A 12771-nucleotide genomic window follows, 5' to 3' on the forward strand; every position below is an offset into this window, starting at 1 on the left:
TTTAATGTTGCTTTTCGTCATTTTAATACTTCGGGAATTTCATTAATTTTTTCGAAAGAAATAATTTTTGCACAAGCATACCCACCAAAAATTAAGCGCTTTGTTTCATAGCTGAATTTTATGGTGTAGTTCTTCTCCTTCATTTTTATTGGACTTTCGGGATAAAGCTTCTTGAAATTTATTTTAGATATATACAGCCATTCTATATCTTTATTTTGTGTTTTTAAGAACACTCTTTTTTTTCCTAATAAAGATTCTAACCCATGTCTAAAAATATCTTGCTGTCCCAGATCAATCATTTTATATTTTACCTCTGAGGCTCCTCTAATTATTTTAGAGTGAATCAGTCGATATCTTACTAAAACAAGCATCGATACAACCAAAAGTGTCACGATAATAGATAGTGTAATTTTCATTTTTTTAATCTTTCCTGTACTTGATAAAAGATCAACTTTGTTCTCTATTTGATAAATCTTCAACAGAGTACAAATAAGTCTTCAAAAAGATGGCTATAGCTTTTATATACTATTCATTATTCCTTCAAACACATTGTGCTTTTTACTACAACTATGACAATTTATATCTCCTTTAAAATATTGAAGTAATGGTTTTAGCGAATTGATATTTATTATATCAATTGGTTTTTCTAACCACTTTAAATTTATATTAGATTGATCTAAAACAATTCTTAACTTTTCTTGGTTTTTGTTGGTAGAGGGATCTCTACAATAGGCATTTAAAACATTTTCTTCATTCCATAAGAAGGTTTCTTCTTCGCAATTAGGACATACAAATATATATTCGTCATTCATATTGAACGTTTTAAATATTTCAGCTTCTTTATGTCTTTGTATTGACACTAAAAATGCTATTAAATAAAATCGTTTGGACTCCTCATCTAAAATCCTGGTATTAGGCACATAATGGCTTACTAAGATCCTAAACTTTTCTATGGCATCAATAAATGCTATCTGAATGCTGTTTTTTTCTTTTTCATCAAGGTTGTTCTCTTCGAATATTTGTTCTACGTATGATATATTGTCAAGGTCAATTAAAACAACTCCCAGACAAGCTATCATGTTAAGATTAAATTCAACGTTATCTGACTTCTCAATTATTTTTAATACGTGAGGCACGGTAGCAAGTGTATTTTCATATACTGACCCTTGATGATAAATGTGCTCCCAGATTAATTCGTCTGCAATCTTTTTATCCAACGTTTTCGAAAGCTTGTCAATCAATGATGGTATTAGTTCAGAGTTACCATATGGGCTACTTAATTTTTTCCAAATATGTAATTCATCTAATCTTATCATTGTTTATGAGTTGTAGTTACCGCTTACGTTTTGCACATTATGTATACTGCAATTTTAAACATCTTAATACCAACATCCTATAATCAAGAAATATTCGTAGCACGTCAATCCATATTCGTAGTATTGCAATCTATAAAACAATTTGACTATTTCACCATAGTTCTACAATTCGAAATACTGGGTCTTCCATATCAAGAAAGGCACATATGGTAATCCATAAAAGATAGCTATTTCTGGTTTGTTTAGTTGTTGCAAAAATTCTTTCTTGTCTAATTTATTACCCGCTAAGTTGACTTCTGTTAAGCATGGCAATGTATTTAACACACTGATATCTGAAATTTTATTGCTGTATAAGTTTAGCTGTTCTAACTTTTTAAGATTTTTTAATCCGTCTATATTTTCTATGGTTCCATTTTCTGATAAGTCTAATACTTTTAGCTTCGTAAGCTTTTCTAAACTGTTTACATGAGTTATATTACAACAACTTAAGTCTAGTTTTTCGAGGTTAGGTACATCATCAAAACAGGTTGTTTCTGCTAAATTTAAATCCCATTGTACTTTTAAAACTTTAAGTTTACTCAGTTCCCCCAAATTAATTTTAGAAGTTCCGCTAATGTTTACATTTTCTAAATTAGGAAATTGCTTTAAAGTATTAATTTTGGATGCTTCTGATGCCTCTAGCACTAAGGTTTTTAAAGATTTTATAGAACGTATTTCGTTTATATCGGTATCCTCATCTAATCGTAAGTACTTTAGGTTATGTAAGGTATCTAATCTTGTGTTTTTTAAATTCCCATAAAGCGTAAAGTTGTTTAACTTTTGAAGATACTCTATACCTATCAATTCAATAGAAAAATAACACCAAAGTTCTAGCGTCTCTAGGTTCGTTAAAGCACTTACATCTATAGCTATAGTATCTTTTGGTTCGGGTTCTATATCTATATACAATCGTAATCGTTTAAGGGTTTTAAATGCTAAAATACTTTTAGCTTGGGCAATAGAGGTAACTGTTATATCTAAGGATTCTAATACTGTAAATTCTTTGATATACGATATATTTTTCACTTCATCTTCATCTATCTTTAGTTTTTTAAGCTGATGTTTTAACGGTAGGAGTTTTTTTAAATCGACCAACCCTTTTTCGTGTGGATTGGTGAAAAATATAATCTTTTCTAATTGTGTAAACGCTTTTAATTGTGCCGATTCTTTTAATTCTGATTGACTGAAATATAATTCCTTTATTTGAGGTGCTATGGGTATAAAATTATCAATGGGAACCACACTATATTCAAAATTTAATTTTTCGAGTTGGGTAAAGTGTTGCAAAAACGTCATATCGTCAGGTACGTATTGATGAAATTCTAAGCTTTTGATATAATGTGCTATAGCTGCCAAGTTTTGCAAGTTGACTTTTGCTTTTGGATAAGATCTTTCTTCTCCTACTATACAATACTTTATGCTAAATGCAGTTGCTTTGTCTTTAGACAGTACTTGATCTTTAATAACAGTACCAGCGTCCATCTCTAAACGCTCCAGCTTAGAAAATTGATGCACGTTTTTAATTGAATTAATTGTACAACTATTTAATCCAATATGTTTTACATTTTCTGAAACAGGTAAAAATAGAGCTATAGTATCAAAGGTCATATTGCTTAAGAGAATTCTGATAAAATTCCTATCCGGTTTTGCTTTATGAATGATATCATTTTCTGATTGCTCAATGGTAACCCCTTTTAATCGTAAATCGTATAGTTTTGGAAATAAATTGACCTCATAAAAATTATGAATCGTACAATCTGTAATAAAAATATGATCAATTTTTTTTGCCATGGGTTGTAATACCGCTAGATGGTCAATGGTCATATTCTTAATAGTAATATGTTTCAAATTACCATCGTAATTCGTAGTACAATCTTTGTTATTGTATAGTGTATTTATATTACCAATGGTTACCTTATCTAAAGTAAACTCACGCAGGATTTCAAATTGAATCAGGTCACTAATATCCTTAATCGTACAATTGATAAAGGTCAGTCTGGACACTTCTTTTGCGAGATGTAAAAAGAGATCCAGGTTGTCAATACTTATATTTTGAATGGTTAAAGCAATAATACGATTATTTTCGCCCCAAGTCTCGTATGTATGAGTTTGATCCTTATCATATTTGTGCTTTTCGAACTTAATATCGAGTGCTTTTTCTATGTTTTTAAGTTTTTCCATCTCTTCTGTTATTCTTCTTCTTTTTAAATTCGCTTGGCATTAGATTGATTGACGCTTCAAGTATTTCGTTTATTATGTTAACTCAATATCGACGATACCTTTTTATAGCTCCATTATCAATGGATTTTTAAACTATATTTATGTTAGGAAACTTTTCTTCAATAATTTCCTTTTGTCCATTTTTCAAAAACCTAGGTAAGATTCTCAAGTGATTTATTTTTTTTAGTTCTAACAAAGGAGAAATATCATAATTCTTGTTTTCGATATTTACTATGAAATTCAAGTATTCTAAATTTGTTAATTTGGATATCGGCTCCATGCTTCTAATCGCTTTTCCAGTTCCACTCATTTTTCCATGGTCTAACCATAATTCTTTTAAGTTTATAAGTGTTTCGATTGGGGTTATATCATAAAGGTTATTTATACCATAGACGTATAATGTTTTTAATTTTTTCAAATCCTTAATAAAATCAATGTTTTCTACCTTTTTAATACCACTTAAGATGAGTACCTCTAATGATTTTAAAGGAGATAAACTTGGAATTGAGATTTGCTTATTATTAGAAACATGAAGGTATTTTAGGTTGGGTAACGTAGAAAAGGTATTTATCCGATTTTCATCTAAGTCATTTAATGTTATAGCTTCTATGATTTCATTACCTATCAAAGAATCATAATTTGTATACGTCAACTTAAATTTTTTCAGAGGTGTATTCATCCCTAGTATTTTCGTATTATTAGGTAATTCAGAAATATCAAACGGACAACGAACGGCACCTTCCAGGACTCCCAAGTGAGCATAAGAGTTAGGTGATTTATTTTGAGATAGATAATTATTCCAATTCATTTTTTACTTATTTATACCTTGTATTACAGATGTTTCAACATACTTATGTAGTATCAATATCTTTTGTTTGATAGTATAGGTTATTTTTGTTTTGCTGTCATATTAAGCTTTTATATTGAAAACACATATAGCAATCAATATTTACAGCGGTTACATTTATATTCGTTTATTTTATTACAACTTATTCTTCTTCTTTAAATTCGCTAAGCATTAATTGATACGCCTCATCAATTCGTTTTTTTTCTTCTTCGTTATATGCATCTAATTTCACGGTTAATTCTCTGGCTTCTTTTAATGTAATCTGCTGATTGACCTGAACAAATGCTACACACCCCAAAAAAGAGACTCCTTTATTTTTTAGTTCCGTGATCTTTGATGATAACGATGGTATATCATCACATTTACATTGAGCAGCTTCTTTTTTTATTTCATCCAAATTCATCATCTTGATTATTTTGTTAGCATATTACAACTCAAAATCCTGATCTTTCCATATCCAAAAAGGTACTTTGGGCAAACCATAAAACACAGCTATTTCGGGTTTATTTAACTGATCATAAACCTCGGGTTTTTCTATGGTGTTTCCTGCTACATTTACTTGCTTTAGGCTTGGTAATGTATTCAAAACACGTATTTCAGAAATTTCATTTTCGTATAAGTTCAACTGTTCCAAGTTTTTTAAATTGGCTAGTCCATCTATATTTTGAATCGTGTTTTCCGAAATATTTAGCATTTTCAAATTAGTAAGCGTATCCAATCCTTTTACTTCTGTCAAGCAATTATTTTCTAAAGACAGTTTTTCCAGATTGGGTAATTCATTTAAAAAATCAATCTCTTGTGGGAATGTACTGGACACATCTAACACCTTTAGTTTTGGTAAGTATCCTAATCTTATTTTATTAGTCCCTTCTATAGACAGCTCTGTTAGGTTAGGAAACTGTTCTAGACCCAAAATTTCATAATCTTCATGTGCCTCTATTTTTAACTTTGTAAGCGTTGGTATCGCAGGCAACTCATTAACGTTGACAGAAGGTGTAATCTTTAAATATTGTAAGTTTTTGATTTGATGTATTTTTTTTGAATTACAATAGGAGTCTAGGCTTAGTACTTTTAAATGCTCAAGATGTTTACCCCCTTTTAATCTTATCGGTTCTTCACTTTCTATATAGAGTTCTTCTATATTTTTAAGCGCTTTTACATCAAATACGTTCTTTTTTTTGGCGCGAATATGTATCGATAACTTTTTCAGACCGGATAAAGTAAAAATGCGTTTAGCTACTTTTTTGGAAGCTCGTAAAATAAATACCGATTCTAATGCTGTAAACTGTTCTATCAATTCTAAATTACGCATATGATTATCAGAAAACTCCCAAAGGTCAAATTTCTTTACTTGATCTTTTAAGGGCAGTAACATTTTAAAATCCCCAAAACTTTGCTTATTGGTATCCGCATCAATTTTTAAAACCTCCAGATTTTTAAAGTGTTGTATTTGAGAGCTGTTTTTAATTGTTGATTCTGAAAAATCTAAAGAAATAATTTGTGCCGCTATGGGTAAAAAGTCTTTTAACCTGGCAGTAACGCGATCAAATTTTATAGCTTTTAGTGAGGTTAAGTTTTTAAGATAATCTATATTGCTAATGTTATCATTTTTAAAAGTGAGTGTTTGTATACAACTAGCTATTGCTCCCAGTTTTTCTAAATCAAAAGTTTCTACCGTCGCTTCTTCTTCTGTGGCAGGAATAACACATTCTTTAAGTTTGAAAGGTAAATTTGGTGTCCCTGGTTTTACATCATCAACAGTAGTTAAGGCATCAATAGTTAAGCACTTTAGCGCAGGAAATTGATGAAGTTCTCTAATACTACCTATTTTACAGTTTATAATATCTATATCAATGATCGTTTCTGAAATGGATGAAAAATCGGAAATGTTTTCTATTTCCATATTTTTAAGATATAAAAACCAAAATTTTCTATCAGGTATAATGGTATGATAGTGATCCCGCTCATTTTTGTGTATTGTGACCTTATCCAATGTTAAATGGTATAGCTTAGGAAACAGGTTGATTTCATAAAAATTACGGATTATACAATTGGTCAGGTATATATATGTAAGATTTTTTGCCATAGGCAATAACACACTTAAATGATCTACCTTCATGTTTTTTAAATCCACTACTTGTAAGAACCCCTCATAAGGCATGTTGGATGAATTCCCTTGGGCTACTTCCTCAACATTGGTTATAGTTACATTATCCAGTGTAATATTTACTAAGCTTTCAAAATTGAATAGTTCGCTAATATTATGCACCGTACAATTGGTTAGTTTTAAGGTATGCAAATGCTTTGAAAAAGGAAGTAGTACATGGATATTTTCAATACAGATATCTTTTAATACAAGTTCTCTTATGTTTGTACTTTTTGTCCAGGTACTATAGGTATTTACTTGATGCTCGTTTTTGTAATCATACTTCTCCAGGGTAACCCCCAAACGTTCTTCTATATCCCGAATTTGGTTTTTCATATTACTATTAATCACTATTTGCCCAAGTTAATACTCCCTTTAGTGGATAGTTCTCAAATCCACATATCAATTGTATATTCTTATCATCTTTAATTTTTATTCGTATCCAGGCTTCGTGTGATGCTGCTAATCGTTCTACATCTACTTCTATTAATCCACTTAATCCGGCTTTATTGATAATTGCATTTATTTCCTTGACATCTTCCTGATCAATCCCTTTTATGGCTCCGCTACCTTTATATTTTGCTCCTTGAAAATAATTTGACAGTTCTATTTCCGGACTTAAAAACTCTTTTGTTTCTTCATTATAATCATTGGCTAGAGGCAGGTATACCCCTTCACATTTCGAATCTAGACAAGCGGTTCCTCCTGTTTGGTTAGCAATTATAATTCCTGTAGGATATTCTATAATAATTCCAAGCCCAACGGTATCCCATAGGTTTATAAGCGGTTTACTCATCTATTTCTGTTTTTACTGCTCCTATTTTTAAATTTTCATTTATTACAAAGCGGGTCTATTAAATCAAACATTTCTTGCCGGGTGGGGTCTTCGGGAAATGGCTTATTCAATATCTCTCTGAAGAACAATCTATAATTGGTAACAAAATCATTAAATTCTCGATCTGTTAATTTATTATAATCCTCTACACTATCAGGCAATGCCCATGATAAAACTTTATCGTATATATCTTCTTCTGGTATATAACTTTGCCAATCATCACCTGTGTTTTCCCAAATCGATATAAGCCCTAATACTCTTAAAGGATCACTCCCCATAAATTGACGTAGACCTTTGACAGCTATAAAATCTCCATGAAAATCTTCTGTGTTACTAGGATAAAAAAACACTTTATAACCCTTGGTCTTTATTATGCCTAATGCGCTGTTATATGTATTCATTGCATCTGCAATCCGGCATCCTTCTTCCATATTTTCTCGTTTTTTATGCGTTTATAAAATCTTGCCAAATACCTTAACTCCTCTTTGGGAGGATATTTAGAATAGTTACCATCATTACTAAATTCCTCAATAATAAAGAAAAGGAAACTTGCATCTTTTCTTATTAAGTCAAGTGTATTTTGCATTTTCTAAGATACGATTCTGCTACTGCTTTGTCTTTAAAAACAGTATCAATGGACTGATAGACATTGTTGACCCTAAACTCTCCTAGAACATACATATTCATTTTATTATATCGTAATATTCAAAAGCATCTTTCAATATATATTGTTGTTTCATCTTTGTTTCCCAAGCCATATATTCTTCCTTAAAGTTATTGAAATCACTTGGTATCCCTTTTGTCCAATACATATCTCCATACAAGACATGCATCGCCCAATGAAATTCTAATTCGTGCCCCAAAAACTCTACATCATCTTTGGATTTCGGTATTTCAATCAGAAAATGATTTTTTAGTTTTTTGTCAGCTTCTTGATAAGTGATGTTTCCATATTCCACCATGATATGTTTTATGATTTCACAGAACGAATAGTGATTAAAAATAACACCTTCTGTATCATCTTCGAATTTCAAACAATCTTTTATCTGTTTATTTCTCACGGTTTCTTATCCTCTAAAACATACTCAACTTCTTCCCCATTCAAATGTATTATACGTGCAACAAGCTTTTTATCTCGTAGTTCTAAAAACAAATGTTCTGCATACGTACCTTTAGTTTGTCCTGGAATAAAATCAATTCTGATTTCTTTATTGGGCAATAATTTCCAGGTATAGGTTCCTATGTTGTAAATCGATTCTTGACCACAGGTTGCTACTTCTACCTCTGACACTTTTACTTCTTTTTTTTCAAAAAAAAGTGATAAATAGATCTCGCTACCTGCGCAAGGATTGTCATCAGGTGTTTCTTCACAAACAGTTCCAACTTTTGTTACGAGTTTTTTATGTAAGTGATTTTTCATTTTCTGCGCATGAGATGATATGCCGCTAATACAAAACAGGATCATGACTACAATAGTCTTTTTATTACAAATAATACGTTTTATGTCTTTTCTTTTATACATCATTAATGCAATTCTATTTCCCAATCTTCGTAAGGAGGTTCTACTTCAAATCCTGGATCACAATACGAACGAAGGTAATCTACAGCTCTTTTTTCGGCATATTTTGCGTTTAATACGTTTCCGTTTTTGTCTAATTCAATCACATTAGCAAATATGGCGAAGACTTGTTCTATAGCACTAGGTTCTTCTCCATACAATTTTAGGTAATCAATCCCTTCTAGCTGGTAATGTGTACCACTTGCCATAAAATAAGCAAAGGTTCGTAGTGCTCCGCTAAATGATTCGCTTAGTCTCATTGTTTATCTTTATTGTTTTTAACATTCTTCATCTTCATAGGAAGTATATGACCAATCAATAGTCAAATTCTCCAACAGATTATCAAATCGTTCTTTATACGCTGTCCCTATAAAAATAGCCGTACAATTGCTCTTCTCATCAAAACTTAGGCTAAGAACTTCTTCAAAATTATGAGTATAAATTCGTTGCCTATCCCAACTAATTTCTTTGACCTCTTTCCAATTTTTCTGAATCCTTTTTACTGTTTCAGAGGCAATCTCACCAAAACAATTGGCATGGTACTTAAGACCTCCTAATGTTCCATTATAAACTCCCATAAGTAATAAAAAATCTTTGGTTGTTTTTGTTTCTAGATGCCAGTCCGGAGATTCATTTGTTCCATAATTTCCCCAAACAGGTGGGTCTTCAAGTTCTAAATCCTCTTTTTTAATTCCCCAATAGGCAACTGCTTGATTTTCTTCATAAAAAATCAAGTAGCTATCATCAGAGAATCCAATTTCCTTATTAGGTTTTAAAAGCCTATTATGAGCGTTATTTATACATTCGTTTTTCCCTAAAGAGAGATAATATTCTCTTAGTGCTTTAGGAATATTAATGTTTAGTTGCTTTTCGATTTCAATAAGTTCATCCATCTGATAACCGAATTCATTTTCTTCATCATCAATATTATAGAGTCTTCTTATTTTATTCCAATTAGCCATTTGGTTCAATTAATTTCTTATCGTTTTGTTTAAATTTTCACCCAACCTATACTACTTTGATCATTTTCTTTTAAAACCACTAACACCCATCTGTTTTGTGTTTTTATGACCGTTACAGTTTTGTTTTTTATGGTTCTTATCTGGTTTCCTGTTTTGAGCTCTCCGGTACAAGGATCTGTTTTCTGTTTATTATCTATAACAGGTTGAGTTCTTAGGACTCCCGAAATTATTCTCTGTTCGAATGTTTTACTAATTGTACTTATTTTGGTCTCAGAATAAAGTTCTATAGTTTTTTGGGTAATGGTATTATCACTATTAACAACCAACATCGACAACCTGTTTTTATAATAGCAGCCTATAGCATGGATCAGGGTATATATAGTATTTTTTTCTCCATGGTTCAGGTTAACCAGTGTTCCTGACCCATTCCATATTTCTACAAAACCCTTGTCTTTTTTTGCCAGTAATATGATTGTTGCGTAGGGGCTGAAATCCTGGTAGATCATATCCTTATGACCATCATTATTAAAGTCTACCAAATGTATGTTTTTGCCATTAGCAATAAGCTCGTCTGCATCAATACTTTTAGTAATAAATGTTGCGGTCTTTATTTTTGAAAAGCCTGTACTATCCATAAGAAATCTATGTTCTGACTCGTTTTGCAATAGTTTCAATTGTTTTTTTAAACTATTGTCTTGAGCACACACAGACAGGGTTAAAAACAGACACCATATTCCTGAAAAGAAAGCCTTATTTTTCATGTACTACTTTTTACATATCTTGTTCCATTATATTGTAATACTTTTGTTTCAGAGGTGATTTTACTTTCTTCATCACATTCTCCCTTTTCATCAATGTACGTCTTGCTTTGGGTGATTTTACTTTTTACAATAATATCAAAGTATCCATTGTTTTTTTCTTCAGACATTATAAATGTGTTTTTAACACTGCTGGATTCTCCGGTACATTGGGTATCCCATTCCCCACCATAATTTTCTACATCATAATGTAACACTTCTTTTAACGTTTCTCCTGATTTTATAAACAGAGAAATGGTCTTGTTACTGTATGGGTTTGGCTGAGACATGCTGTAATAAAAAACCCGTATCCCGAATGCTCTTGTATCTTGAGTAACGATATATGGGGCTGTGTCAATTGAAATTTCAGACAATATAATTGCATCAGAAACCCAACCATTCGTCTTAGCACTCTCAAAATATGTATGTGTTATTTTCTGAGTAGTATTATCCACCAATACAATATAACTATTAAGCTCAAAAAGGTGCTCATCGTCCTCTCCTGCAACTTCGGGAATCACAACAATGGTTTCATTAGGATTATGAGGTTGTACTTTAGAAACGACAAACTCTTCTTTAATTTTTTGCTTATCCAGATTTAATTGTTGAATCACACGATCAATAAGTATTTCTTCTTGAGAAACAGCTTTTATCTTACCATTAGCTTTTACCAGAAATGATGTTGTTTCAACTTTCTTTTCATCAATCCAGAATATGTTATTGATCGTTAATTTCTTTTCTTCAATTTTAGACTCAATTCTTGATTGCCCTTCGGCTATTTCATCATAAGAAACCACTTTAGAATCAATAAGTGCTCCATTCAAATCATAATTAATAAGTACGGATTCCATTTCGTTATCACCTTTAAGAATTGTTACTACTACAGAATAAAATCTTTTAGACAGTTCCAGTCTATAGCAATTCACCGCTCTATAGTGATAACCTTCTTTATTAAATTCGGGATATATTTTTTCTAATTTTAAAGCATTATCATCTACATTTCTATGATCATCTTCGTCTATAAAGCTATCAAAATTTGTCGCCTCTATTAGTGGAATTGATTTGATTTCAATTGCATTGATACACTCTTTAAAACCTTTAGGAGCTATCTCTTTGGGAGCATCGGTTGACGCTGTAACTGCATCCTGCGCTTTTATAACAGTTTCTTCTTTTTCTTGTGCCTTTTGAGCACAAGAGATGAATATCAGTAAAATTAGAATATATGGATTTTTCATTGTTACGAATTATTACGTTTTTAGGATAACCTGATTAGTAGATTTCACAGGTATTGAACTATTATTTATACGGTTTTAGCTCCATAACTAAGGTTTCGATTTTGTTGACTATTTCTTCTCTATTTTTACTTTCAAAAGTAAGTTGAGGTGCTAAAGTTTCCGGGACTTTTTCAACTATTTTTTTCTTAGGATTATACTTTTCACAAAGGTTAAAAACTTCTAGTATGTAGTTCCCTTTCAAATCTCCTTTTGGATACCAAATCAACTCCAGGCATCTATTAAGCTGAGTGTTAGAGATAGAAAGCAATGTTGAACTGGAAAACTCATCCATGTAATTATCTTCATTGATGTCTTGTTCATAGAACAAGTTCCAATTAATCTTCCACCCTGAAGTTATTCTTAACGCTTGTAATTTCATTTTCTATAGTTATTTTCTTCTCTTAAATAACATCAATAACCTTCTCTAATACATAATGTACTACTCCAACAACTGTAGCAATACCAATAAGAGACATAAACCTGATACATATTGCTTGTATGTTATTTTTTAATTTCTTTTTCAGGTAAAAAACGTCCAAAAGAATAAACAAAACCGCCATTACACTTCCGATCATTGCTCCTACATGAAGTAGTCCAAAATTGTAAAAAATATGAAACAGATACCAGAGCCCCTCAGAAGGCGCATTGTTAGGTCCTAAAAGAATTCGCATATATATGATCCCCAATAAAAGAGATACTGCTATCCATAATAAGTATGTCAAAACTTGTTTTAAGACTTTCATCATCTTACGTTGGGGTTATTCTTTATACAACAAC

Annotated in this window: 16 protein-coding genes; all 16 read right to left on the minus strand. The window is 31.3% G+C overall.

Translation table 11 applies throughout. The features are described from left to right. Window positions 1-17: 17 nt before the first annotated feature. Window positions 18-416 carry a hypothetical protein gene (locus HN014_RS03805; protein ID WP_176027564.1) on the minus strand — a complete coding sequence of 133 codons (399 nt, stop codon included), beginning with the start codon at window positions 414-416 and terminating at the stop codon, window positions 18-20. 102 nt (window positions 417-518) lie between these two features. Further along, complete coding sequence (locus tag HN014_RS03810) at window positions 519-1316, minus strand: hypothetical protein (protein WP_176027565.1); 798 nt, start codon at window positions 1314-1316, stop codon at window positions 519-521. 162 nt (window positions 1317-1478) lie between these two features. Beyond that, window positions 1479-3536 carry a leucine-rich repeat domain-containing protein gene (locus tag HN014_RS03815; RefSeq protein ID WP_176027566.1) on the minus strand — a complete coding sequence of 686 codons (2058 nt, stop codon included), beginning with the start codon at window positions 3534-3536 and terminating at the stop codon, window positions 1479-1481. A gap of 127 nt (window positions 3537-3663) precedes the next feature. Then, entirely contained in the window at window positions 3664-4383 is a 720-nt protein-coding gene (locus HN014_RS03820; RefSeq protein WP_176027567.1) for a leucine-rich repeat domain-containing protein, read from the minus strand. A gap of 181 nt (window positions 4384-4564) precedes the next feature. Beyond that, complete coding sequence (locus HN014_RS03825) at window positions 4565-4828, minus strand: hypothetical protein (protein ID WP_176027568.1); 264 nt, start codon at window positions 4826-4828, stop codon at window positions 4565-4567. A 21-nt stretch (window positions 4829-4849) separates the two neighbouring features. After that, window positions 4850-6904 (minus strand): leucine-rich repeat domain-containing protein, encoded by a 2055-nt coding sequence (locus HN014_RS03830; RefSeq protein ID WP_176027569.1) that lies wholly within the window; start codon window positions 6902-6904, stop codon window positions 4850-4852. 7 nt (window positions 6905-6911) lie between these two features. Beyond that, window positions 6912-7364, minus strand: a complete 453-nt coding sequence (locus tag HN014_RS03835; protein WP_176027570.1) for a DUF6210 family protein — start codon at window positions 7362-7364, stop codon at window positions 6912-6914. A 35-nt stretch (window positions 7365-7399) separates the two neighbouring features. After that, the gene (locus tag HN014_RS03840; RefSeq protein ID WP_176027571.1) at window positions 7400-7834 is read right to left on the minus strand and encodes a hypothetical protein; all 435 of its coding nucleotides are present in this window, start codon (window positions 7832-7834) and stop codon (window positions 7400-7402) included. Window positions 7835-8086: 252 nt separating this feature from the next. Then, the gene (locus HN014_RS03845; protein WP_176027572.1) at window positions 8087-8437 is read right to left on the minus strand and encodes a hypothetical protein; all 351 of its coding nucleotides are present in this window, start codon (window positions 8435-8437) and stop codon (window positions 8087-8089) included. A gap of 23 nt (window positions 8438-8460) precedes the next feature. Beyond that, window positions 8461-8928, minus strand: coding sequence for a hypothetical protein (locus HN014_RS03850; RefSeq protein WP_176027573.1), 468 nt, complete (start codon window positions 8926-8928; stop codon window positions 8461-8463). After that, window positions 8928-9221 (minus strand): hypothetical protein, encoded by a 294-nt coding sequence (locus HN014_RS03855; RefSeq protein ID WP_176027574.1) that lies wholly within the window; start codon window positions 9219-9221, stop codon window positions 8928-8930. Before HN014_RS03855 ends, HN014_RS03850 begins: the two co-directional genes overlap by 1 nt. 18 nt (window positions 9222-9239) lie before the next feature. After that, window positions 9240-9923 (minus strand): SMI1/KNR4 family protein, encoded by a 684-nt coding sequence (locus HN014_RS03860; RefSeq protein ID WP_176027575.1) that lies wholly within the window; start codon window positions 9921-9923, stop codon window positions 9240-9242. Window positions 9924-9952: 29 nt separating this feature from the next. Further along, entirely contained in the window at window positions 9953-10684 is a 732-nt protein-coding gene (locus HN014_RS03865) for a hypothetical protein (protein WP_176027576.1), read from the minus strand. Then, window positions 10681-11955, minus strand: coding sequence for a hypothetical protein (locus tag HN014_RS03870; protein ID WP_176027577.1), 1275 nt, complete (start codon window positions 11953-11955; stop codon window positions 10681-10683). The genes HN014_RS03865 and HN014_RS03870 overlap by 4 nt, the downstream gene beginning before the upstream one ends. A gap of 61 nt (window positions 11956-12016) precedes the next feature. Further along, window positions 12017-12373: a hypothetical protein gene (locus HN014_RS03875; protein WP_176027578.1), complete on the minus strand. Its 357-nt coding sequence runs from the start codon at window positions 12371-12373 to the stop codon at window positions 12017-12019. Between the two features lie 22 nt (window positions 12374-12395). Further along, window positions 12396-12740: a hypothetical protein gene (locus HN014_RS03880; RefSeq protein ID WP_176027579.1), complete on the minus strand. Its 345-nt coding sequence runs from the start codon at window positions 12738-12740 to the stop codon at window positions 12396-12398. Window positions 12741-12771 lie beyond the last annotated feature (31 nt).

It is taken from the genome of Aquimarina sp. TRL1, from assembly GCF_013365535.1.
Taxonomy (GTDB): domain Bacteria; phylum Bacteroidota; class Bacteroidia; order Flavobacteriales; family Flavobacteriaceae; genus Aquimarina; species Aquimarina hainanensis.